The sequence below is a fragment of the Candidatus Darwinibacter acetoxidans genome (genome assembly GCF_041936445.1).
Lineage (GTDB): Bacteria > Bacillota > Limnochordia > Darwinibacteriales > Darwinibacteriaceae > DTU010.
Genome location: NZ_JBHGXH010000265.1, coordinates 1 through 23473, shown reverse-complemented (window position 1 = coordinate 23473; position 23473 = coordinate 1). Strand labels below are relative to the sequence as shown.

Below are 23473 nucleotides of genomic sequence, written 5' to 3'. Positions count from 1 at the left end.
TCCTCATCCCGCTAGAACAGCCAGTTGAACAGGCGCGTGAGCAGCCCGGGCTTGTTCTTCTCCCCGACAATGCCTGTGCCCACAAAGGAGATCTCCGCATCGGCCACAAAGGTGGAGAGCACAGTGTTGTCCGGGGCAATGTCTTCACCCCGCACCAGGCCGGTGAGCACGATCTCCTGTTCTTCGCCGTTCACCACAATCTTCTGCCGGCCTTCAATGCGCAGGGTGTTGTTGGCATAGGTTTCCACCACCTTGGTGGTGATCTTCGCTGTTAAGCTGCCGCCCCTGGTCACGGCCCCGTCCGCGGAGAAGCTGTCTCCTCCCCCCAGGCGCAGCAGGGGAATGAGATCCGCCAGCACACCGCCGCCTGGCCCCACGGACACTTCCGAGTCTTTACCAGTGCTGGTGGTGGCCGTCTGCCTGGCCTGGGCCTGTTCCACGATGATCACCGTGACCAGGTCCCCGGGCCGCCTGGCCTTGCGATCCGCGAACATGGACGCAGGCTGATCCACAGGAAACAACGATTCTGCCACGGTCAAGGTGGTGCTGCCCAACAGCAGCCCCACCGCCGAAAGCAGGGTAATGGTTAAGTACCAAGGTCTTTTCACGGCATAGCTGCCCCCTTTGTGTGCACCTGAACTGTGTGGGCATCGACGATCTCCCCGGCCACCCTCTGCCGGGAGAGGGTGTTTTCCACTTCGATCAGATCGCCCAGCCCGCCGCTCTGCCGGGCCACGCCCGGTGCGGTGACAGTGACGCTGCCCGTGTGCACCAGGATGGTGACCGCATCCCCCCGCTCGATGAGGGGTACTACCTCCACATGGAGCTGGGTGAGGGCAGTTCCCGCGGGCACCATTCTGGTGGTCCGCAGTCCCACAAAGTCCTCCAGGCTCCGGCTTTCCAGCGCAGCACCCCTTACTTCCCGCAGTTCCAGGCGGAGATCGTCCGCACTGAGGATCTCTCCCCGCTTAAGGTCCCGGGCCGCCACCACCACTTCCTGAACCGGGCGGCCTTCCCCGTCTTCACGCAAGCTCGCGGCTGCAGCGGCCGGCACCCGGAACACCCGCACGCTCTCGGCCCCCTGGAACTCCACCAGGCTGGGATGCAGCCCGGCATGGCGCAGGCGGACCTCGATGTGTCCCCTGAGCAGCACCCGGGAACTCCCCAGACTGGGAGCGGTTCCCACTACGACCTCGGCCAGCTGCTGCACCAGTTCAGGGGGACCCTCAAGTTCAGCCACTTCGCCCAGCAGCAGATCTTTACCGGACACGTTGGCCGTCTCCGGCAGGAACACCACCGCCCTCTCCTGCTCAGCCCCCCAGGCCCCGGGACCGGGACAGAGAGTGAGCACTGCCAAAAGCACGGCCAGCGCCACCAGCTTCCTAGCGGTCATCACAAACTACCTGCGCAGGTTATTGGCGGCCTGGAGCATCTCATCTGAAGCCTGGATGGCCTTGGAATTGCTCTCATACGCCCTTTGGGCCACGATCATATTCACCATCTCTTCCACTACCTGGACGTTGGACATCTCCAGGAAGTTCTGGGCCAAGGTGCCGAAACCGTCCATGCCGGGCTGACCCACAATGGGTGCTCCGCTCGCGGCGGTGGCGCGGTAGAGATTGCGGCCCACGCTCTGCAGCCCCGCGGGGTTCACAAAGCGGGCAATCATGATCGTATCCCTCTCCTCAGGATCGCTTACGCCGGGGTACATGACAGCCACCGTCCCATCGGAACTGATGCTGACCTCCACCGCTTCCTCTGGAATCTGAATTTCCGGCTCAATGGGAAAACCATCGGAGGTGGTGAGGCGGCCGTAGGCATCGATCTTGAAGGCCCCGTCCCGGGTGTAGCAGATGGTCCCATCGGGCAGGAGCACCTGGAAAAACCCGTCGCCTTCAATCACCACATCCAGGGGATTGTCCGTCTGCTGGTACATGCCTTGGGAGAACACCTTCTGGGTGGCCACCGTCCTCACCCCGTGGCCCACCTGGATGCCTGTGGGGATCTGCGCCCCCGTGGTGGAAGGTGTCCCCGCGTACTTCACCGTCTGGTAGAGCAGGTCTTGAAAGTCCACCCGGCTCTTTTTGAAACCTGTGGTGTTCACGTTGGCCAGGTTGTTGGAAATGACATCGATCTTGGTCTGCTGGGCGGTCATGCCGGAGGCTGCCGTCCATAAAGCGCGCATCATAACAAAAAACCCTCCTTTTGCTGTCCAAACTCGAGCACAGCCTAAGAGAGGGGTGTGTGAAGCTATCTCAGTCGGTCAATAGCTTCCAGGCTTCTGTTGCCAGTCCAGCCTCTTTCCCCTCAGGCTCTCGCTTCCTGCCGCTTACTACCTGTCACTAAACGTCATTGATGATCCTGCCTAGCGTCTCATCGAAGGCCTGCACCACCTTCTGGTTGGCTTCATAGGCCCTTTGAATGTTGATCAGGTTCACCATCTCCCTGACCACGTTCACGTTGGCCAATTCGATCATCCCGGGTGCCACCACCGCCCGGTAGCGGAAGGGATCCCCGGCTTCCGGCGTGGCCTCAAAGAGGTTGGCCCCCCTTCTGATCAGGCCGCTTCTGTCGTTGAACTCCACAATGAGGAGCCTGTCCACCACCTGGCCGTTCACCAGCACCTCCCCCGTTTCACTGAAAAAGACGGGTCCTTCCCCCACATAGATGGGGCCGTTTTCACCCCGCACCAGGTTCCCGTCGAGGGTGGCCAAAAGCCCGCTGGGGTTCACGGTGAACCGCCCATCCCGGGTGTATCTGGGGCCTTCTGGTGTCATGATGGCAAAAAAGCCCGCCCCAACCAAGGCCACATCTAAGGGATTCTCGGTTGTGCGCAGCACGCCTGGGGCGAAAGAAGTGTGACTGCCCTCCACCAGAGCTCCCGTACCCAAGGTGCCCAACGCCTGGGCCTGTCCCTGGAATAAGCGGAACACCGGCCTCTGGGGCGAGGCGTAGATGTGGGCGGTCTGCCGCTGGTAGCCGGCTGTATCCACGTTGGCCAGGTTGTTGCTGGCCACATCCATGCGCACTGTTTCCACCAGCATACCCGATGCTGCTGTATAGATGCCGCGGAGTATACGATCACCTCCCTGCCGCTTCTGCTTCCCTTATCGGCACCGCCCCAAAAAAACTTTAGGGCGCTTTAGCGCGCCCTAGTGTAGCTGTGGATGAACTGGCTGCGGTTGGGATTGCGGTCCAGGGAATCCAAAATCTCGCCCGTCCCCCGCACCACGCAGCTTAAGGGATCTTCGGCCAGGGTAACCGGCACTCCCGTTTTTTCCTGAATCAAGCGGGCCATCCCGTCCAGAAGGGCCCCTCCGCCAGTGAGGGCCATGCCCTTGTTCACGATATCGGCGGCGAGCTCAGGCGGGGTCACTTCCAGAACGCCCCGGATGGCATCCACAATGCTGATGAGGAGCTCCTCCAGGGCTGGGTAGATGTCCACGGAGCTGATTTCCACCGTGGCTGGCAGCCCGGTAACCAGATCCCTCCCCCGGATACTCATGCGCTTATCGGGGGTGGGGTAAGCGCTGGCGATGGAAATTTTGATATCCTCCGCGGTGCGGTCGCCGATGGCCAGGTTGTACACCCGCTTGATATGGCGGCTGATGGCCTCTTCCATGTGGATGCCGCCCACCCGCAGAGATTGGGCTGTAACCTCGCCCCCCAAAGAAATCACGGCGATATCCGTTGTACCGCCGCCAATATCCACCACCATGCTGCCGCTGGGCGCGGCAATATCCAGCCCGCAGCCGACCGCCGCAGCAATGGGCTCGGTCACCAGATAGACTTCCTTAGCCCCGGCCAGATTCGCCGCCTCAATCACAGCCCTTTTTTCAACTGTGGTAATCCCCGAGGGAACGCAGACCATCACCCGGGGCCGGAAGCCCCAGCCGGCCGCCTTTCTTATGAAGTGCTTAAGGATCTCCTCCGTGATGGTGAAATCCGCGATAACCCCTTCCTTCAGGGGCCTGATGGCCCTAATATTGCCAGGGGTCCGCCCGATCATTTCCCGGGCTTCTTGACCAATTGCGCAGATCTTCTGTGTATTCACATCAACGGCCACCACAGCGGGCTCGTGGATGACAACGCCTTTACCGCGCACATGAACCAGAACATTAGCAGTACCCAAATCAATCCCGATATCTTTGCCAAACACCTTTTGTCCCCCTCTGCAAACACTGGCTGCACAAACTGCAATGCCATAGTGTTCGCCACCGATGGGACAAATCCTTTTTTCGCCAGGCCCCCTAGGAAGCTCGACTGGCCCCTTTCACCCCGTATTTACGCCTGGTTGCCTCACCGCCGCGGATGTGTCTTTCCGATTTATTTATCTCAAGGACCCTCTTCACCTGTTCGGCCAGCTCCTTATTAATGCGTGGCAAGCGCTCGGTCACGTCCTTGTGCACAGTGCTCTTACTCACCCCGAAAACCAGAGCCGCTTGCCGCACAGTGGCGTTGGTTTTTACGATGTATAGGCTGACATCCACTACCCGCTTGCGGATATAGTCTCTCATCTGCGCTTCCCCCTAGCACTTTTTTTACATGTATATGCCGCAGGGCTTGCAATATGCGCGGCTAGTGGAGAAACGCCTGGGGATTGACGGGCTGTCCGTTGTAGGTAAGACCGAAGAAGATGCGGCCTGTGCTGTCCGGCGAGGCGATGTTCTGGTTCTGCTTCACCTGTTCACCTGGGGATACCTTGATGCCTGTGATGGAGCGGTAGATGCTGGCCCAGCCGCCGCCGTGGTCAATGATCAGCTCCATCTCCACGCCGTTGGAGTTCACCGCGGCAACTTTGCCCGGCAGCACGGTGCGCACCGCATCACCGGTCACCCTAAACTCCAAACCGGCGTTGAAGCGCCAATCGCCGTAGACCGGGTGGCGGTACCAGCCGAAGGGTGTGGCGATTTCCCCCTGCACAGGCCAGATCAAGCGCTCAAAGGAGACCGCCGGCTCCACTTCCGGCTCGGGCTCGGGCCTAGGTTCCACGGGCTCCGGCCGGGGGTTGGCAGGCGGCTCCACCATCACCACCTGGGTGGGGTCCTCCAGCACCCAAGGGTACAGGGAGGCGATCACGCTCTGCACCTTCTCCTCCACCAGTTCATCCAGCTCTTCCCGGGTCACCGGGTTCACCGCGGCCGCGGGCTGCTCCTGGGGCCAGGCCCGGTAAATGCCCAGACCCATACCGGCCAAGAGGGACAAGCCGATTACGATGGCCATGAGCACCCTGCGGCTGGTACGCTTCTGCCAGGCCGTCCGCAGCCTGTCTTTTAGTTTCCGCCATACTTGCATACTATCACCGCCTTGGCGCTAGTATGCTCCTAAAATCTGGATTCTATGCAAAAAAGCCCCCCTGAGGGAGCTTTCTTCGCGGGACATATGACCTTCTGGCTTTTACTCATCATTGGCCACTTTCAGGCGCAGCAGGGCCTTCTGCAGGGCGATCTGCGCCCGGGCCGTGTCCACATCGGACCTTTGGGAGCGCAGCCGCTCTTCCGCCCGGCGCTTGGCCTCCCGGGCCCGCAGCACATCGATTTCCTCCGCCAGTTCGGCGGTGCGGGCTATGATCACCATCTTGTTCCCGTGCATCTCCACAAAACCGCCGCCTAAGGCGATCTTGCGCCGCTTGCCCCGCAGGGGCCCAAACTCCATGATGCCGAGGCCCAGAGCCGCCATGAGGGGCTGGTGATTGGCCAAAACGCCGAACTGCCCATCTGTACCAGGCAGAAGCGCGTATTCCACCTCCGTGCTGACCACAGTCCTTTCCGGGGTCAAGACCTCCAAGCTGAATACCGCCATCAGGCATTCTCCTTCGCCAGGGCTTGGGCTCTAGCCACCGCCTCGTCGATGGTGCCCACCATGTAGAACGCGTTCTCCGGCAGGTGGTCGTGCTTGCCCTCCAGGATCTCCTTAAAGCCCCGCACCGTCTCCTTCACCGGGACGTACTTGCCGGGCATGCCGGTGAACGCCTCCGCCACAAACATGGGCTGGGACATGAAGCGCTCCAGGCGCCGTGCCCTGGCCACGATGATCTTGTCTTCCTCCGACAGTTCGTCCATGCCCAAAATGGCGATGATATCCTGCAGCTCCCGGTAGCGCTGGAGGACCTGCTGCACGCCCCGGGCCACCTCATAGTGCTCCTGGCCCACAACTTCCGGCGCTAGAATGCGGCTGGTGGAAGCTAAGGGGTCCACCGCGGGGTAGATACCCTTCTCGGCAATGCTCCGCTCCAGGTTGGTGGTGGCATCCAGGTGGGCAAAGGCCGTGGCGGGCGCGGGGTCCGTGTAGTCATCCGCAGGCACGTAGATGGCCTGGATGGAGGTGATGGATCCGTATTTGGTTGTGGTGATCCGCTCCTGCAGCTGGCCCATTTCCGTGGCCAGGGTAGGCTGGTAACCGGCGGCAGAGGGCATCCGCCCCAGCAGCGCCGACACTTCCGAACCGGCCTGGGTAAAGCGGAAGATATTATCGATAAACAAGAGCACATCCTGGCGCTCCTCATCGCGGAAATACTCGGCGATGGTGAGCGCCGCCAGCCCGACCCGGAGACGGGCCCCCGGCGGCTCGTTCATCTGGCCGAAGACCATGGCCGTCTTTTCTATAACTCCGGAATGCTTCATCTCGAAGTAGAGGTCGTTCCCTTCCCGGGTGCGCTCGCCCACACCTGCGAAGACCGAGTAGCCCCCGTGCTCGTAGGCGATGTTGCGGATCATCTCCATGATCAAAATGGTCTTGCCCACACCTGCGCCGCCAAAGAGGCCGATCTTGCCTCCCCGGGGATAGGGAGCGAGAAGATCCACAACCTTAATCCCCGTCTCCAGCATGACCGTGGCCGGTTCCACTTCATCCACCTTGGGCGCGGGGCGGTGAATAGGCCAGCGGGCCACACCATCCACGGGGGGACCGCCGTCTATTGGCTGGCCCAAGACGTTGAACAGCCTGCCCAAAGTTTCCGGGCCCACAGGCACCGTGATGGGTCCGCCCAGGTCCACCGCCTGCATGCCCCGCTGCAGGCCGTCTGTGGAGGCCATGGCGATGCAGCGCACCATGTTGTTCCCCAGGTGCTGGGCAGCTTCCACGATCAAATCTATCTTCTGGCCCTCCGCTTCCCCTTCGATGCGGATGGCGGTGAGCAGATCCGGCAGCCGCTCCGGCGGAAATTCAATGTCCACTACCGGGCCGATGACTTGAACCACTCTCCCCATGTTAGCACTCATGGTCAAACCCCCTCTTGTCTCTACGCTTGCAGTGCATCTGCACCGCCCACGATTTCCGCAATTTCCTTGGTGATCTGCGCCTGGCGCATGCGATGGAACGTCTTGTTCAGCTCTTCGATGAGCTCTTCCGCGTTGTCGGTGGCCTGAGCCATGGCATTCATCCTGGCCGCCATCTCGCTGGCCTTGGCCTCGATGAGCGACTGGTAGATCGCGGCATTGACATACAGCGGGATCAACTCTTCCAGCACTGCAGTGGCAGAGGGCTCGAAGATGTACACCGGTTCCGGCCCGGAGCTGCCGGAGGCGATCTCGCTTTGGATGGGCAGAACGGGGCGCAGCCGGACCCGCTGGGTCAGTGTATTGATGAACTGGGTGTATAAAATCGCAACCTGATCAAACATGCCGTGGAGGTAAAAATCTAAAATCACCTGGCCGATATCCATACCCTGCCTGAACTGGGGCTCGTCCCCCAGCCCCACATACTCGGCCAAAGCGGTGCGGTTCCGGCGGCGGAAATAATCCCGGGCTTTCCTGCCCACGATCACCAGCTCCGTGTGGGGATGCTCCTGAAGGAAGGCCTCCGCCCGCCGAATTACGTTGGTGTTGTAGCCCCCCGCCAGCCCCCGGTCAGAGGATAAGACCACAAGGCAGTGACGCTCACCGGTTCTGCGCTGTGCAATTTCCGGGAGCTCCACGCCGGACCCCTCCACCGCCTGGAGTACCACCGCCAGGGAGCCGGCCAGGCGCTCGTAGTACGGGCGGGTGCTGGCCACCCTATCCTGCACCTTGCGCAGTTTGGCCGCGGCGACCATCTCCATGGCCCTGGTGATCTGCTGAGTGCTGGAGATGCTGGCGATGCGCCGCTTGATCTCCCGACTCGTCCGTGCCATGCTGCACCCCCCTAACTGATGAACTCCTTCTTAAATTCCACAATGGCCTTTTTCAGTTCTTCCTCGATCGCTTCCGTGAACTTCTTCTCCTGCCTGAGTTTTGCCAAAAGGGCGGGGCGCTCTTTGCGGAGGAACTCCAGCAGCTCCCGCTCAAAGCGGACCACATCCGCCACGGCAATGCTGTCCAGATAGCCGTTGACCGCAACGTACAGGGATACCGCCTGCTCCTCCACGGGCATGGGCTTATACTGCTCCTGCTTGAGCACTTCATACATGCGCTCGCCCCTGGCCAAAAGGGCCTGGGTCTGGCGGTCCAGATCCGAGCCGAACTGGGCAAAGGCAGCCAGCTCCCTGTACTGGGAGAGCTCCAGACGCAGGGTGCCCGCGACCTTGCGCATCATGGGCACCTGCGCGGCCCCGCCCACACGGGATACGGAGCGGCCCACGCTGATCGCTGGCCTGATGCCCGCGTAGAACAGATCCGACTCCAAGTAGATCTGCCCGTCGGTGATGGAGATCACGTTGGTGGGGATGTAGGCGGAAATGTCTCCGGCCTGGGTCTCAATTATGGGCAGCGCCGTCAGGGAGCCGCCCCCCAGCTCGTCGTTGAGCTTGGCAGCCCGCTCCAAAAGGCGGGAGTGGATGTAGAAAATATCGCCTGGATAGGCTTCCCGCCCGGGGGGCCTGCGCAGAAGCAGGGACATCTCCCGGTAAGCCGCGGCGTGCTTGGAAAGGTCATCGTAGACGATGAGCACATCTTTCCCCTGGTACATGAACTCCTCGCCCATGGCGCAGCCCGCGTAGGGGGCGATATACAGCAGGGGAGAAGGCTCACTGGCGGTGGCTGAAACCACGATGGTGTAATCCATGGCCCCGTGCTTGAGGAAGGTGTCCACCACCGCGGCCACGGTGGAGGCCTTCTGGCCGATGGCCACGTAGATGCAGATCACGTCCTGATCCTTCTGGTTCAAGATGGTGTCCACCGCGATGGCGGTTTTGCCGGTCTGGCGGTCGCCGATGATCAGCTCCCTCTGCCCCCTCCCGATGGGGACCAGGGAGTCAATGGCCTTCAACCCGGTCTGCAGCGGCTGGTTGACGCTGACCCGGTCCACAACCCCCGGGGCCCTGGTCTCAATGGGCCGCCACTTGTCGGTCTTGATGGGCCCCTTGCCGTCGATGGGCTGGCCCAGGGGGTTGACCACCCGGCCGATCATGGCTTCGCCCACGGGCACCTGCACCACCCGCTTGGTGCGCCTTACGGGATCCCCCTCTTTGATATGCTCATAGGGACCCAAAATGACCACGCCGATGTTGTCCTGCTCCAGATTGAGCACCATACCGTAGGTGCCGCCGGGGAATTCCAGGAGCTCGCCGGCTAGGGCCTTTTCCAATCCATAGACGCGAGCGATTCCGTCCCCCACCATGAGGACGGAACCCAGATCTTCCACCTGCAGCTCCGTTTCGAATTCCTCGATCTGGCGCCTCAGTATCGCTACGATCTCATCCGGTCTCATTGCCATAGAGCGTTCCCCCAATTACTTATATTTCTCCTGCAGTATCCCGCAGATCCTCAAGGCCGCCCTCCCATCCCCGTAGGGGTTGGGCGCGGAGGACATGCGCGCGTAGAGTTCCGCATCACTCAAAAGCTCCAGCACGCCCTGGACAATACTATCTTTCGCGGAACCCACAAGTCTTACCGTCCCGGCTTCCAGGGCCTCGGGCCTTTCCGTGACTTCACGCATGACTAAAACAGGTTTATGTAAGGCAGGGGCTTCTTCCTGCAGCCCTCCGGAATCGGTCAAAAGCAGGGTGCACCTGGCCAAAAGGTTGGCGAACTCCTGGTAGCCAGGGGCATCCACCAAGATGATCTGCTCATCGGCCCCCAGAAGCTCCTCCATCACCGCCTGGATGTCGGGGTTTTTGTGCATGGCCACCACGATCTGCAGATCGCTGGCCGCGCTGATGGCCAAAAGGGCCTGGCAGATCCCCACCAGGGGCTCTCCCCAGTTCTCCCGGCGGTGGGCGGTGACCACCAGAATGGGCCGGCTGAAATCGAGGCCCCTCAGTTCAGGCGTTTTGAACTGGTAATCCTCTTCCACCACCGCAAGCAGGGCATCGATCACCGTATTCCCCGTGACAAAAATGCGCTGGGGGTCCACCCCTTCCCGCCTGAGGTTCTCCGCAGCCCGCTCGGTGGGGGCAAAATACCACGTGGCCAGGACATCAATGAGGCGCCGGTTGGCCTCTTCGGGAAAGGGGCTCTGCACAGAAGGAGTGCGCAGCCCCGCCTCCACGTGCCCCACGGGGATGCGCTCGTAAAAGGCGGCTAAGGCCGCGGCAAAGGCGGTATTGGTATCCCCGTGAACCAAAACCAGATCCGGGCGCCACTCGCGCAAAATCCCTGCCATGCCCCGCAGGGTGCGCTGGGAGATATCCGTTAAGGTCTGCCCGTGGCTCATGATGTCCAGGTCGTAATCCGGTTCGATACCAAACAGCTCCAGCACCTGGTCCACCATTTCCCGGTGCTGGCCGGTGATGATCACCCTGGTATCCCAGTGCCCAACCCCCCGGCAGGCCTTAACCAGGGGGGCCATCTTGATGGCCTCGGGCCTGGTGCCAAAGACCAGCGCCAGCTTAAACATCTTTGTTTTCTCCCTTATGGGATCCGAAGGGCTGGATCATGCCCACCCGCATGGAACCATACCAGAAGAGGAGGCCCAAAAGCAGGGCCACCAGCCAAGGGGCCCGGGTTAACTGCGCAGTGAGCACCGCCGCGGTTGCGGAAAGGACGGTGATCAGATAGGCTAGGCCAGCGATCTGCCTCTGGCTGAGGCCCAGATCCAGCAGCCGGTGGTGGAAATGGGAGCGGTCCGCCTGGTAGACGGGGACTCCGTTCTGCACCCGGCGCACCACCGCGCAGAGGAGATCCGTAACCGGTACTGCCAGAATCAAAATGGGCACCGCGATGCTGATGGTGGCCGCGCCCTTGAGGGCACCTTCGGTGGAAATGGCCGCCAGGAGAAAGCCCAGCAGCATGGCCCCCCCATCGCCCAGGTAGAGCTTGGCGGGGTTGAAGTTGTGGGGAAGAAAGCCCAGGGCACTGCCCGCGGTGATCACGGCCATAAGTGCCGCATCAAAGCGCCCCAAAAGCAGCGCCAAAGTGGCCAGGGCTGCCGCCGCGATGAAGCTGATCCCGGTGGTGAGCCCGTCGATACCGTCGATGAAGTTCATGATATTGACCAAGGTGAGCACCCAGAGCATGGTCAGGGGAATGGCCAGCCAGCCGAGGTAGAACATGCCCCCAAAGGGATTGCTGATAAACTCGATGCGGGGGCCCAAGAGCACATAGATGAGCACCACGACAAACTGACCCGCGAACTTCACGCCAGCTGAGAGCTGATAGCGGTCATCCACAACGCCAAGGACCAGGATGAAAAATGCCGCGCTGAGGGTTACGCCCAAGTGGGGAAGGTCCCCCACCAGAGAAGCGGCGGCAAAACCAACGAAGATGGCCAAACCGCCCCCTGTGGGCATGGGCACCCGGTTGATCCTGCGGGGATTGGGCTCGTCAACCAAACCCCAGCGCAGAGCCACCCGCCGTGCCGCGGGGCTGCAGAGGGCCGTAACCGCTGTGGAAATCAAGAAAGCCAAGATAAACTGCGCTGCGTTCATTCCTTCCCCTCCCCCCCGCTGCGCCTGACAATCTCCAGACCGGCCTCGTTCAGAAGCTCCAAGGCCAGAGCATCGGGGTAATCGCCCTGGAAGACGACTCTTTTCACACCGGCGTTAATCAACATTTTAACGCACAGGATACAGGGCTGATGAGTGCAGTACAAAGTGGCCCCGGCGGTGCTCACCCCGTGCAGGGCCGCCTGGATGATGGCGTTCTGCTCCGCGTGAGTGCCCCGGCACATCTCATGCCGTTCGCCCGAGGGTATGTTCAGCTGTTCCCTCAGGCAGCCCACGTCCAAGCAGTGGGCCACGCCCCGGGGAGCCCCATTGTAACCTGTGGCGATAATATGTTTGTCCCGCACCAGCACAGCACCTACCTGCCTGCGCAGGCAGGTGGACCGGCTGGAAACCAAGACAGCTATGTCCATGAAATATTGATCCCACGAGGGCCTGCCCATCTGCCGCCGCCTCCCCCACCGGCTTATTTCGTACCGAAGAGGCGGTCGCCGGCATCGCCCAGTCCGGGGACGATGTAGCCGTGGTCGTTGAGCCGCTGGTCAATGGCGGCTGTGTAGATATTCACATCTGGATGTTCCCTCTGCAGGAACTCAATTCCTTCCGGAGCCGCCACGATGCACATGAACTTGATGGAGGTCACGTTCCTCTCCTTGAGGTACTTAATCGCAGCGGCCGCGGAACCTCCCGTGGCCAGCATGGGATCGAGCACGATCACCTGGCGCTCCTCCACATCCACGGGCAGCTTGCAGTAGTATTCCACAGGCTTGAGCGTGTCCGGATCCCGGTAAACCCCGATGTGCCCCACCTTGGCTGCGGGGATGAGCTTCAAAACACCGCCCACCATCCCCAGGCCCGCCCGGAGAATGGGCACAATGCCCAGCTGCCGCCCGGCGATCACCTTGCCGGTGGTGCGGCCGATTGGGGTTTCCACTTCCAGGTCCTCTAAAGGCATGTCCCTGGTTACCTCATAGGCCATGAGCATGGACATCTCTTCCACCAAGTCCCTGAAGTCTTTAGGGCCGGTGGCCTGGTCCCTAATAATGGTTAGTTTGTGCTGTACTAAAGGGTGGTCAATAAGGTGCACCGAACTCATCTGATCATCTCCCATCTTGGTCTGCCTTCAGTCCAATGCGTCGATTTTTTCGACCCTGGTCTTGTGCCTGCCCCCGACGAAACTGCCGTTCAGGTAGACATCCACTATGTCCAGCATCAAGCCCAGCCCCAACACCCTGGCCCCCAGGCAGAGAATGTTGGCATCGTTGTGCTCCCTGGCCATGCGGGCCGAGAAGGTATCGTTGCACAGGGCAGCGCGAATGCCCTTGATTTTGTTGGCGGCGATGGACATGCCGATGCCTGTCCCGCAGATCAGAATCCCGAAAGTGCATTCACCGCTCCTCACTGCCTCAGCCACGGGCTGGGCAATGTCGGGGTAATCGCAAGACTCCTCGGAATCGGTGCCGAAATCCACCGCTTCCAGCCCCCGGGAGCGCAAATGCTCGATAATCACCTGCTTAGCCTGGAAACCACCATGATCGGAACCCACGGCAATACGCATGTTCTTTCCTCCTTTACCCATGCTCTGGGCAATGATGGCCTGTACCGCCCGGTCAATCTCCTGGCGGGCCCGGCGGTAGGCCTCTAAGGACTGCCCAAAGGGATCGGGTATCTCGTATTCTTTCTCCGCTGACTGCTGTGCCTCCTGCCCGGAAGTCAAGATGTCCGCGTACTCCTTGAGCAGAAAAATCTTGCCAGCCTGTTCAGGAGCGAGCCTCAAAAGCTCCTCCTTGTGGCGCTCCGTCATGGCCAGAACCAGGTCGGCCTCCTCCAAAAGGCGGGGATGGAGCTTGCGGGAGCGGTGCTCCCGGGCATCGATCCCCAGCTCCGAGAGGGCCTGAAGAGCCTCTTCGGTGGCCGCATCTCCCGTGAAGGCAAAGAGTCCGGCGGAGGTGGCCTCAAGATTCAGGCCCGCTTCCTTGGCCCTGTGCCTCAACAGGTACTCAGCCATGACGCTGCGGCAGGTATTGCCGGAACAGATGAACAGAATAGATTTCCCCATGCTTCCTCCTTTAACTCCCTACGTGCTGATCTCCCGGCCCCGGGCCGCCTTGCGCAGGCGGTTCATGATCGCCAGGCCCAGGTGCCGCTCGCTTACGGCTTCCACAAACAGCACCTCCAGCCCCAGATCATCCGCCTGACGGAGCAGGTGGTAGAGCCTGCTGGCCAGACCGGGCAGATCGCCTTCAGGGCCCATGGAAAGAACGGTCAGCCCTGGATAGAGCCCCGCCCTTTCTTGCCAGGTCATCACACCAACCTTTTGGCCCTTCCTTAACAAAGCTTCGCTCAGCTCCAGGATTTTTGCGGCGGCTCCCGGCCCGGAAACCAGGTAGACCTCGGCCTCCGGCGCGTAGTGCTCGTATTTCATCCCCGGCGAAGGGGGTGGCCCCTCCTCCAGGTGCCCGGGTGCCAAGCTCACTTCCACCAGCTCCTGCAGCTCCTCCAGGGTGACCCCGCCGGGCCTGAGCAGGCGGAAGGGCCTGCGGGTACAGTCCAAAACGGTTGATTCCACTCCGAAGCCCGTTTCTCCTCCATCCACCACCGCGGGGATGCGGCCCCCCAGATCCCGGAGCACGTGCTCCGCCCTGGTGGGGCTGGGCTTTCCGGAAAGATTGGCGCTGGGCGCGGCCAGAGGGAAATTCACCGCCCTCAGCAGGCTCAAAGCCACGGGATGGGCGGGAACCCGCACCGCCACTGTATCCAATCCTGCAGTCACTTCCCCAGGAACCACTTCATTCTTGGGCAGAACCAGGGTCAAAGGGCCGGGCCAAAAGCGCTCCATGAGCAGGCGGGCTTCCTTAGGGATCTCCCGCACCAGCTCTTCCACCTGCTCCCTGCCTGTACAGTGCACGATCAAGGGGTTGTCCTGGGGCCTGCCCTTGGCCGCAAAGATCCTGGCCACCGCCTCCGGATCCAGGGCGTTGGCACCAAGCCCGTATACGGTTTCAGTGGGGAAGGCCACAACCTGCCCCTCCGCCAAAAGCTGCGCGGCCTTGTCGATTTCCTCCGGCAGCAGCACCTCGGTCTTCAGCTTTTCCACTGGAAAACCACCACCCGGTCGCGGCCGCCGTAGTCCTGCACCGTCTGCAGCCAGGTTAAGCCCGCCTCTTCCCCTAAGGCCCGCACTTCCCGGGCCTGATCCCAGCCGATTTCCAGCACTACAAAACCAGGCTCCTCCAAAAAGGAAGCGGCCTGGCGGAAAATGCGGCGGTAAAAGTCCAATCCATCGGCGCCGCCATCCAGGGCAACAGCCGGCTCATAGGCTATCTCTGGAGCCAGTTTGCCAAGATCGTCCCGTTTTATGTACGGAGGGTTGGAACAGATCACCTGGAAAGTGCCGGACACACGCTGGAAAAGATCGCTCTCCAGGAAGGTGATCTGCCCGGCCACCTCCAGCCGCTGCGCGTTGGCCCGGGCCACCTCCAGGGCCTCGGGGGAGATGTCCACCGCTGTCACCTGGATATCCGGGTCCTGGCAGGCCAGGGCCACGGCAATGGCCCCGCTGCCTGTGCCCAGCTCCAAAATGCGGCCAGGACGGCCTGGCTCCAGAAGCTCCAGGACTTTGTCCACCACAAACTCCGTTTCCGGCCGGGGAATGAGCACCGCCTCATTCACAAGCAGAGGCAGCGAGTAAAACTCCCGCTCCCCGGTGAGGTAGGCCAAAGGGATCCTCTGTCCCCGGCGCCCGATGAGCCTGCGGTAGGCATCCACTTCCTGGCTGGTCAGGGGCTTGTCGAAGTTGAGGTAGAGGGACAAGCGGTCCAGCCCCAGAACGTGGCCCAAAAGCAGCTCCGCATCGAGCCGGGGTGAGCTGCAGCCCTTTTCCTGAAGGTAACCTGCGCTGAGGTTGATCAGTTCGCCGATGGTATACTGCTTAGCCATGGTGAATGTCTGCTGTCTCCTTCAATCTTTCCACCTGATCCGCGGTGATCAGGGCCTCGATGATCTCATCCAGATCTCCGTCCACAACCAGGTCCAGCTTGTAGAGGGTGAGGCCGATGCGGTGATCCGTCACCCGCCCCTGGGGGAAGTTGTAGGTCCTGATGCGCTCGCTGCGCTCCCCGGTGCCCACCTGGCTGCGGCGCACAGCCGCCTGCTCCGCCAGGGCCTCCTCCTGCATTTTCTCCAGCAGCCTGGCCCTTAAGATCCTCAGGGCCTTTTCCTTGTTCTTGTGCTGTGACTTTTCGTCCTGACAGGAGACCACCATGCCCGTGGGGAGGTGGGTGATCCTCACCGCGGAGTCGGTGGTGTTCACGCTCTGCCCACCTGGGCCGGACGAGCGGTAGACATCGATCTTCAGATCAGCGGGATCGATGTGCACCTCCACTTCCTCGGCCTCGGGCAGGACCGCAACGGTAGCGGTGGAGGTGTGGATGCGGCCCCCCGCCTCTGTAACGGGGATGCGCTGCACCCTGTGTACGCCGCTTTCGAATTTGAGGCGCGAATAAGCGCCCTGCCCTTCGATCATGAAGATCACTTCTTTAAAGCCCCCCAATTCAGTGGGGCTGCTGCTTAAAACCTCCACTTTCCAGCGCTTCTCCTCGGCGTAGCGGGAGTACATGCGGAAGAGGTCCGCGGCAAACAGGGCCGCCTCTTCCCCGCCGGTTCCGCTGCGGATCTCCATGATCACGTTCTTTTCATCATTGGGATCCTTGGGCAGAAGGAGAATCTGCAGCTCGTTTTCGAGGTTCTCCTTGGCTTCCTTCAGGCCGTCGATCTCCTCCCGGAGCAGTTCGGCGAACTCCTCCTCCTGGGGCTCCTCCTGGAGCAGGTAGGCTTCCTCCAAAGCGGAGAGCACCTGGCGGTACTCCCGGAATTTGGCCACGATCTCTTCCAGGTCCGAGTGGGCCTTGGCCAGCTTCCGGTAGCGGACCGGATCCCCCAGCACCTGCGGATCACTCATCTGCCTGGTCAATTCCTCATATTTTTCTTCCAGCGCCTGCAGCTTCTCTAGCATTAAACCTTTCCTCCTAGGCGGTGGTTTCGTTATTGGGGAAGGGAACCACCTTTTTCCCTTCTGGATGGGCCATGTCCCTGGCCAAAACGGCCTTAAGGGCGGAAATGGCCACTTCAATCTGGCTGTGGTCGGGCTCTTTCGTGGTCAGTCCCTGCAGAAGCATTCCAGGCCTGGCCAGCCAGCGGAAGATGGGGTGGCAGTCTTTCTGGCCCGCTTTGCGGATCAGCTCGTAGGAAAGCCCCGCGACCAAAGGCATGATGGCCACATGGGTCAAAACCCGCTGCAGAAAGGGGGGCCGCCCGAAAAACGAAAAGACAAACACGCTGGTGAAGAGGACGATGAGCAGAAAGTTGGTCCCGCAGCGGGCGTGCACCCGGCTGTGCTTGGCCACGTTTTCCACCGTGAGCTCTTCCCCGGCCTCGTAGCAGTTAATGGCCTTGTGCTCCGCCCCGTGGTAGGCAAACACCCTTTTGATGTCCTCCATCCAGGAAATCCCGGCGATATAAAGGACGAAGAAGGACACCTTAATCAAACCCTCCACTAAGTTTAAGATGATGTTGGAGGAAATATAGCTCTGCACAAAGCGCAGCAAAAACGCGGGCAGCACAATAAACAAGGCCACCGTCAGCACCAGGGCAAAGCCCATGGTCAGAACCAGCTCCTTGGCGGTGAGCTGTTCTTCTTCACCCCCGTATTCGCTGGCGGAGTAGTTCAGGCTCTTGATCCCCATGATCAGGGTTTCTACCAAAGCCACCGCTCCCCTGATCACCGGTTTTTTCAGCAGGGGGAAGCGGTCGGACCAGGGTTTGAGGTCCTGGTGGAGGATGGAGATGCTCTGATCTTGTTTGCGCACGGCAACTGCCGCGGAATACCGGCCGCGCATCATCACGCCTTCGATGACAGCCTGGCCGCCGTAGTTATACTGATTACTCACCTAGCACGCGTCCTTTCATGAGCGAGATTAGATTCTGCGCCTGATTCGATGGTGCCACCACCACCAGCTGATCCAGGGGCAGCAGCACATCATCGCCCCGGGGGGAGATGATCTCCTTGGGCGAACGGATGATGGAGATGACCTGCACGCCCAGGTCCCTGCCCAGGGCCGCTTCCGCCAGGGTATGGTAGGCCAGGGGCGAATCTTCGCTGAGTTCAATCTGGAGCAGCACCTTATCATCCCCAAAGTGGGTCACATCCTTGAAGGAGCGCATCCACAGGGGCTGGGCGTAGGCGCTGCTTTTTACCGTCCTAAAGCCCCGGGGCAGAAAGAGCCTGGTGAAAACGCCGATGACGATACCCACCAGCCAGCCCAGGAGCAGGGCCAGGAAGGTGCTGTACACCAGCTGCCCGGCTACGCCGCCTAGATCCTGCATCCACTCGTCCGTAAAGATGCTGAGGGTGCGGATGCGGTCAAACATCTCCACCGCGGAAACCAGGCCCACATAGCTGGAGATGCTTCCCCTGATCTGGGAGGCCCAGCTGTAGGAGATGCCCACCGTCAGAACCGCCCCGGCCAGAACCGGCAGGCCCACCTTGGTCAACCCGCCGAACACCACCCCCACCAAGAGGCCCCCCGCCAAGCTCAAGGCGGTGGCGCTCATGCGGGGCAGCAGCACCAGCAGCAGATCCTTTAAGTGGGCCAGGCGGATGGAAAACTTGGGCATGGCCACTATAAGATCAAAGGACAAGAAACCGACAAAAATAGAGACAAATGATGAAGTCAGACCCGGCAGGTTGCGCACCAGGTAGTAGGCAACGCCCACCACAATGGCCCGCATGGCCAGGATAAACAGCACCGTGATCCGCTTAGCCACCGAGGCCCCCACCTTCAGGCGCACCCGGCACTTCATGGCAGCGGTTGCAGCGGGCCTCGTAGTTCTCGGTGGCCCCGATGAGGATGATGGGATCGTTGTAGTTGGCGGGCGCACCGTCAATCAGGCGCTGCGTGCGGCTGGCGGGCCGGCCGCAGACCACACAGATGGCATTGAGCTTTGTGACCTGCTCCGCCAGGGCCATGAGCACAGGCACGGAGCCGAAGGGCACGCCCCGGAAGTCCAGATCCAGCCCGGCCGCGATCACCCGCTTGCCGTCTTTAACCAGCTGCTGACAGACCTCGACAATGCTGGGCGGAAAGAACTGAACCTCGTCAATGGCCACCACGTCTGTGGCCTGGTCAACCTGCTCGAGAATCTCTTCCGGCTGCTGAACCGGAATGCAGTCGATGGAAAGCCCGTTGTGGGCCGCCACTTTTTCCACGCCATAGCGGTGGTCCAGGGCGGGTTTGAACACCATCACCTTCTGTTTGGCAATGAGCGCCCGCTTGACCCTGCGGATCAGCTCTTCCGACTTCCCCGAAAACATGGAACCCACCACTACTTCCAGCCAGGATGCTTCACGTTGCGGCATGATCTCACCTCTATCGATTATGGCAGAAAAGACAACAAAGTTGTTTTCTCTAATGCCGGGGGGAAATCCTGCCGCTGGCTACTTCTGGAAAGGCTGCAGGAGGCTCTCCAGCCTGGCATCCACTTCCGCTTTGATCGCAACGCCTTGATCCGTGAACTCTTCGCCCAAAATCGTGGCGTGGGCCCTGAGGATGCTGGCCTGGCCAAGCTCGCTGAAGGGGAAGAAATATTCCCTTACGGAGTACTGCTGGGCAAAAAACTCATAGACCGCGGCCGTGAGCCGATCCAGGTTGTACCCGGTTTTGGCGGAAACCGCTTGGTCCGGTGGGCGCACCTCCAGGGGGTGGTCCACCAAATCCACTTTATTATACACCGCGATGATGGGCTGCGCCGCACCAATTTCTTTCAAGACCTCTTCCACCGCTTCCTTCTGCTCCCTGGACTGGGGATGGCTGGCGTCGATCACATGGAGCAGGAGATCCGCGTAAACCACCTCTTCCAAGGTAGCCTGGAAGGCCGCGACTAAAGTGTGGGGCAGCTTGCGGATGAAGCCCACGGTGTCGGTGAGGTACACCCAGCGCCCCTCCGTGAGGTCCCAGCGCCGGATGGTGGGGTCTAGGGTTGCAAAGAGCTGATCGGCTACGAACACCTCCGAGCCGGTCAGGGCCTGAAGCAGCGTGGATTTGCCCGCGTTGGTGTAGCCCACCAGGGCCACCACGGGCACCTCGGTGCTGGACCGATGCTGCCGCTGCAGGCCCCTGGTCTGCTTGATCTTCTCCAGCTCTCTGCGGAGGTCGGAGATGCGCCTGCGGATGCGGCGCCGGTCCGTCTCCAGCTTGGTCTCACCGGGGCCCCTGGTGCCGATCCCGCCGCCGAGCCGGGAGAGGGCCTTTCCCATCCCCGTCAGCCGGGGCAGGAGGTAACTCAGCTGGGCCAGCTCCACTTGGATCTTACCCTCGTTGCTGCGGGCCCGCTGGGCGAAGATATCCAGGATCAGCTGGGTGCGATCGAGTACCGGCGCGTCCATCAAGTCAGAAAGGGTGCCTTGCTGGGCGGGGGTAAGCTCGTCGTCGAAGATGACAATACTGCTATCGTCCAGCATCTCGGCGATTTCCAGGGCCTTGCCCCGGCCGATGAAGGTGCCCGGCTCGGGGTGGCTGCGCCTTTGGACGATTGTCTCCACCACGTTTAGGCCGGCATCCCTGGCCAGATCCGCCAGTTCCGCCAGGCTGTCGGCCACTTCCCAGTCGCTCTGGAAGCTCTGCTGCAGTGCTACTAAATAGGCGTTTTGAGTTTCGTTGATTTCTGGCATGTGCGGTTCACCTCGCAGTCCGGAAAGGATTTTCCGCTGTGTATCTGGAAAGAAGACAGGGGGGGAAAGGACCATGCGCACGATCATGCATGTGGACATGGATGCTTTCTTTGCCGCCGTGGAGGTGCTGGATAACCCCGAGTACGCGGGAAAGCCCCTGATCATCGGCGGCTACAAAGACTCGCCAAGGGGCGTTGTTTCCACCGCGTCCTATGAAGCGAGAAAATTCGGGGTGCGCAGCGCCATGCCCCTGCGGCAGGCCGCGGTGCTCTGCCCCCAGGGGATCTTCATCCCCGGGCGCATGTACCGCTACCAAGAGGTTTCCGAGCAGGTGATGGGCATCTTCCCGGAGTTCTCCCCCGTGGTGGAGCCCCTGTCCATAGACGAAGCTTTTCTTGATATGACCGGCTGCGAGCATTTCTACTCCAGCCTGGAAGAGATGGGCCTGCGCCTGAAACAGCGGATCAAGGAAGAAACGGGTCTCACCGCTTCTGTGGGCATCGCCCCCAACAAGTTCTTGGCCAAGCTGGCCTCGGACTGGCGCAAACCAGATGGCTTGTTTGTGCTCCGGCCCCAAGAGGTCCAGGGCTTCCTGCGGGATCTTCCCGTGAGCAAGCTCTGGGGGGTGGGGAAAAAATCCGCAGCCCTTCTGCACCAGCTGAACCTCTACTACATCCGGGATATTCTCCCCCATTCCTTAAGCTGGCTGCAGGAAAAGCTGGGCACCGCCTTGGGCACCCAGGTGTACAACCTGGCCCGGGGGATCGATGATCGACCGGTTACCCCCGTGCGGGATGTGCAGTCGGTGGGCCATGAGATCACCTTCCCCGAGGATCAGGAAAGCTTCCCCTTCCTCCGCCAGCAGCTGGCCAAAATGAGCGAGAAGGTGGGCTGGCGGCTGCGCCAGCAGGGGCTGTATGCCCGCACCGTTTCCATCAAGGTGCGCTTCGGGGACTTTAAGACCATCACCCGCTCCCACACCCTGGATTATTCCTTCAATGATGATGATACCATTTTCCGCGAAGCTCTGCACCTCTTAGAACAGGTGAAGCTGAAACCGGTAAGGCTTCTGGGGGTGTCGGTGAGCAGCCTCTCCACAGGAGCCCAGCTCTCCCTGTTCTCCGGCGAGGAGAGCTCCGCCAGCCGCATCACACAAGCAATGGATGCCATCAACCGCAAATACTCCCACGGCACCATCACCAGGGGCCGTACGCTGCCCAGCCCTGAAGAGGGCCCGCGGCACTAAAAAAAGGCCTGTGCTTGCCACAGGCCCGCTTAGCTTGCCCCTTAGGACTTGGGGTTAGAGAACCACTGCTTCTCGAACTCCTTGCGAATCTCCGGATTGAGAATGCGCAGATAAGTACCCTTCATACCCAGGGAGCGGGATTCAATCACATTGGCAGACGCCAATTTGCGCAGGGCATTGACAATCACCGAGCGGGTGATCTCTGCTTCGTCGGCGATGCGGCTGGCCACTAAGAGCCCTTCGTCGCCGTCCAGCTCCTCAAAAATCTTCTGCATGGCTAAGATTTCCGAGTAGGATAGGCTGTTGATGGCATTCCTGGCTGCCCGTGCTTCCGCAGCCTTGTCCTCCTGCCGCTCGTGGATGACCCGGGAGATGATCATGCCCAAAGTCACCCCGGCGATATGGGCGATGTCCATATCTTCAGCGGTAAACTCTCCGCGGCGGCGCACAATCAGGGCCGAGCCTACCCGCTCATCGCCCCCGATGATGGGGACGATCATGACCGTCTCACCGTTTGGTCCTTCCTGGATGCTGATATCCGCTACTCTGTTGGCCATGCTTTGGATCTGGTTGGAAGCCGTTCCCTCAGAGAGCCACTCCGCATCAAAGGGAGTGCTGTCAAAACCCTCTTCCAGGGCATAACCGAGGACCCGGCCCTTGCGGCCCAGTATGTAGACGCTGCTATCGTCCATGGCCGCCCTCAGGCCCTCTGACAGCTCATTGAAGTCGACATCCGCTGTGATTTGCTGCAGTAACTGTAGATATTGCGCCATTCGTTCTAGCATTCCTTGGTCTCCTCTCTCTGTGCGCAGAAAAATCTTTCCGTGTAGTGTTAATTATATATTTTCGCACAATTGGTGTCAACCGATTTGGGCCACTGAAACGTTGTTTTGGTGAAAAAAATGAAACGCTCTTCCCTGTCCCAGAAACGGCCCTAGTCCACCCCTTTCTGTTGTGGTAAAATGTTGGTAATAGATCTAAGGAGGGATTATCTTGGAAAACAAGGACAAGATCATTGAGATGCTGAAAAAGGCCATGGCCATGGAAATTCAGTCCGCACACCAATACATGCATCAGCACTTCGAACTAGACGACCAGGATTTCGGGGAACTGGCGAAGAACGTCAAGCTGATCGCCATTGACGAGATGCGCCACGCGGAAGCCCTGGGTGAAAGGATCAAAGAGCTGGGCGGCGAGCCCACCAGCCAGCTCGCGGGCCCCATCGTGAAGGGCCAAGAGCTGAAGGAGATCTTCCCCTTCGATGCCAAGGAAGAGGAAGAAGCAATCAAGGCCTACACAGAGTTCGCCAAGCTCTGCCGGGAATACGGGGATACCATTTCGGCCAACCTCTTTGAAGAAATGATCGAGCATGAACAGGAGCACTACAATTACTTCTCCAACGTCGATCAGCACATCCAGAGCCTGGGCGACGCGTACCTTGGCCGCCTGGCCGGCACCTCCGCCGACACAGGCAAACCCAAGGGCTTTGTGGTGAAGGACAAATAGATTGTCTCGGGCTGCCGGCCCGAGCCGGCAGCCCTTCCACCATCTGACAGAAGAATTTTCTCTAAAGTGCAATAGCAAATGCAACGGCTAGCCAGAAACCCGTTCTATAAAGCATTTCACAGTTGCGTCCAGCTTCGATAGTTCCTCCTGGAAGAGCTCCAACGGTGTGCGGTAACCCAAGATCTTCCGAGGTAGG

The 23473-nt window shown here is 60.5% G+C and carries 26 protein-coding genes; 2 read left to right on the top strand and 24 right to left on the bottom strand.

The features are described from left to right. Positions 1-11: 11 nt before the first annotated feature. The 23 genes from ACE4YL_RS10145 to hflX all read right to left on the bottom strand — a co-directional run bounded on the left by ACE4YL_RS10145 (position 12) and on the right by hflX (position 20525). Positions 12-608 (bottom strand): flagellar basal body L-ring protein FlgH, encoded by a 597-nt coding sequence (locus ACE4YL_RS10145; RefSeq protein WP_461358823.1) that lies wholly within the window; start codon positions 606-608, stop codon positions 12-14. Further along, positions 605-1393 carry a flagellar basal body P-ring formation chaperone FlgA gene (gene flgA, locus ACE4YL_RS10140; protein ID WP_461358822.1) on the bottom strand — a complete coding sequence of 263 codons (789 nt, stop codon included), beginning with the start codon at positions 1391-1393 and terminating at the stop codon, positions 605-607. The genes ACE4YL_RS10145 and flgA overlap by 4 nt, the downstream gene beginning before the upstream one ends. A gap of 6 nt (positions 1394-1399) precedes the next feature. After that, entirely contained in the window at positions 1400-2188 is a 789-nt protein-coding gene (gene flgG, locus ACE4YL_RS10135; RefSeq protein WP_461358821.1) for a flagellar basal-body rod protein FlgG, read from the bottom strand. Between the two features lie 154 nt (positions 2189-2342). Beyond that, positions 2343-3065, bottom strand: a complete 723-nt coding sequence (gene flgF / locus ACE4YL_RS10130; RefSeq protein ID WP_461360359.1) for a flagellar basal-body rod protein FlgF — start codon at positions 3063-3065, stop codon at positions 2343-2345. A gap of 77 nt (positions 3066-3142) precedes the next feature. After that, the gene (gene mreB, locus ACE4YL_RS10125) at positions 3143-4159 is read right to left on the bottom strand and encodes a rod shape-determining protein MreB (RefSeq protein WP_461360352.1); all 1017 of its coding nucleotides are present in this window, start codon (positions 4157-4159) and stop codon (positions 3143-3145) included. Positions 4160-4250: 91 nt separating this feature from the next. Continuing rightward, positions 4251-4517, bottom strand: coding sequence for a sporulation transcriptional regulator SpoIIID (gene spoIIID, locus ACE4YL_RS10120; RefSeq protein WP_461358586.1), 267 nt, complete (start codon positions 4515-4517; stop codon positions 4251-4253). 61 nt (positions 4518-4578) lie between these two features. Then, a complete protein-coding gene (locus tag ACE4YL_RS10115; protein ID WP_461358587.1) occupies positions 4579-5295 on the bottom strand; it encodes a M23 family metallopeptidase in 717 nt (238 codons plus the stop codon). A 102-nt stretch (positions 5296-5397) separates the two neighbouring features. Next, a complete protein-coding gene (locus ACE4YL_RS10110; RefSeq protein WP_461358588.1) occupies positions 5398-5802 on the bottom strand; it encodes a F0F1 ATP synthase subunit epsilon in 405 nt (134 codons plus the stop codon). Next, positions 5802-7220, bottom strand: coding sequence for a F0F1 ATP synthase subunit beta (atpD, locus tag ACE4YL_RS10105; protein ID WP_461360350.1), 1419 nt, complete (start codon positions 7218-7220; stop codon positions 5802-5804). The genes ACE4YL_RS10110 and atpD overlap by 1 nt, the downstream gene beginning before the upstream one ends. A gap of 20 nt (positions 7221-7240) precedes the next feature. Then, a complete protein-coding gene (gene atpG / locus ACE4YL_RS10100; protein WP_461359518.1) occupies positions 7241-8110 on the bottom strand; it encodes an ATP synthase F1 subunit gamma in 870 nt (289 codons plus the stop codon). Positions 8111-8121: 11 nt separating this feature from the next. Beyond that, positions 8122-9630: a F0F1 ATP synthase subunit alpha gene (gene atpA / locus ACE4YL_RS10095; protein WP_461360349.1), complete on the bottom strand. Its 1509-nt coding sequence runs from the start codon at positions 9628-9630 to the stop codon at positions 8122-8124. Between the two features lie 15 nt (positions 9631-9645). Further along, positions 9646-10752 (bottom strand): non-hydrolyzing UDP-N-acetylglucosamine 2-epimerase, encoded by a 1107-nt coding sequence (gene wecB / locus ACE4YL_RS10090; RefSeq protein WP_461359516.1) that lies wholly within the window; start codon positions 10750-10752, stop codon positions 9646-9648. Then, positions 10745-11782: a glycosyltransferase family 4 protein gene (locus tag ACE4YL_RS10085; RefSeq protein WP_461360348.1), complete on the bottom strand. Its 1038-nt coding sequence runs from the start codon at positions 11780-11782 to the stop codon at positions 10745-10747. Before ACE4YL_RS10085 ends, wecB begins: the two co-directional genes overlap by 8 nt. Further along, on the bottom strand, positions 11779-12240 hold the full coding sequence (locus ACE4YL_RS10080) for a deoxycytidylate deaminase (RefSeq protein ID WP_461357872.1): 462 nt from the start codon (positions 12238-12240) through the stop codon (positions 11779-11781). The genes ACE4YL_RS10085 and ACE4YL_RS10080 overlap by 4 nt, the downstream gene beginning before the upstream one ends. Positions 12241-12263: 23 nt before the next feature. After that, positions 12264-12893: a uracil phosphoribosyltransferase gene (gene upp, locus ACE4YL_RS10075; RefSeq protein ID WP_461357871.1), complete on the bottom strand. Its 630-nt coding sequence runs from the start codon at positions 12891-12893 to the stop codon at positions 12264-12266. A gap of 27 nt (positions 12894-12920) precedes the next feature. Then, a complete protein-coding gene (rpiB, locus tag ACE4YL_RS10070; protein WP_461357870.1) occupies positions 12921-13856 on the bottom strand; it encodes a ribose 5-phosphate isomerase B in 936 nt (311 codons plus the stop codon). Between the two features lie 18 nt (positions 13857-13874). Next, positions 13875-14894, bottom strand: coding sequence for an L-threonylcarbamoyladenylate synthase (locus ACE4YL_RS10065; RefSeq protein ID WP_461357869.1), 1020 nt, complete (start codon positions 14892-14894; stop codon positions 13875-13877). Next, a complete protein-coding gene (gene prmC, locus ACE4YL_RS10060) occupies positions 14882-15736 on the bottom strand; it encodes a peptide chain release factor N(5)-glutamine methyltransferase (protein WP_461357868.1) in 855 nt (284 codons plus the stop codon). Before prmC ends, ACE4YL_RS10065 begins: the two co-directional genes overlap by 13 nt. Beyond that, a complete protein-coding gene (gene prfA, locus ACE4YL_RS10055; protein WP_461360347.1) occupies positions 15729-16811 on the bottom strand; it encodes a peptide chain release factor 1 in 1083 nt (360 codons plus the stop codon). Before prfA ends, prmC begins: the two co-directional genes overlap by 8 nt. Before the next feature lie 13 nt (positions 16812-16824). Continuing rightward, positions 16825-17745 carry a DUF1385 domain-containing protein gene (locus ACE4YL_RS10050; protein WP_461365495.1) on the bottom strand — a complete coding sequence of 307 codons (921 nt, stop codon included), beginning with the start codon at positions 17743-17745 and terminating at the stop codon, positions 16825-16827. Next, positions 17738-18622 carry a TrkA C-terminal domain-containing protein gene (locus ACE4YL_RS10045; protein WP_461357865.1) on the bottom strand — a complete coding sequence of 295 codons (885 nt, stop codon included), beginning with the start codon at positions 18620-18622 and terminating at the stop codon, positions 17738-17740. Before ACE4YL_RS10045 ends, ACE4YL_RS10050 begins: the two co-directional genes overlap by 8 nt. Next, positions 18615-19217, bottom strand: coding sequence for a thymidine kinase (locus ACE4YL_RS10040; protein WP_461357875.1), 603 nt, complete (start codon positions 19215-19217; stop codon positions 18615-18617). Before ACE4YL_RS10040 ends, ACE4YL_RS10045 begins: the two co-directional genes overlap by 8 nt. Before the next feature lie 75 nt (positions 19218-19292). Then, positions 19293-20525 carry a GTPase HflX gene (gene hflX / locus ACE4YL_RS10035; protein ID WP_461357864.1) on the bottom strand — a complete coding sequence of 411 codons (1233 nt, stop codon included), beginning with the start codon at positions 20523-20525 and terminating at the stop codon, positions 19293-19295. A 73-nt stretch (positions 20526-20598) separates the two neighbouring features. On the opposite strand from hflX, the gene dinB reads away from it, so the two are divergent. Beyond that, on the top strand, positions 20599-21771 hold the full coding sequence (gene dinB, locus ACE4YL_RS10030) for a DNA polymerase IV (protein WP_461357863.1): 1173 nt from the start codon (positions 20599-20601) through the stop codon (positions 21769-21771). 41 nt (positions 21772-21812) lie between these two features. Here dinB and ACE4YL_RS10025 read toward each other — a convergent pair whose 3' ends face one another. Next, on the bottom strand, positions 21813-22556 hold the full coding sequence (locus ACE4YL_RS10025) for a GTP-sensing pleiotropic transcriptional regulator CodY (protein ID WP_461357862.1): 744 nt from the start codon (positions 22554-22556) through the stop codon (positions 21813-21815). A gap of 208 nt (positions 22557-22764) precedes the next feature. Between ACE4YL_RS10025 and ACE4YL_RS10020 the strand changes: the two genes are divergently transcribed. Continuing rightward, positions 22765-23277 (top strand): ferritin-like domain-containing protein, encoded by a 513-nt coding sequence (locus tag ACE4YL_RS10020; protein ID WP_461357861.1) that lies wholly within the window; start codon positions 22765-22767, stop codon positions 23275-23277. Positions 23278-23473: the final 196 nt, after the last annotated feature.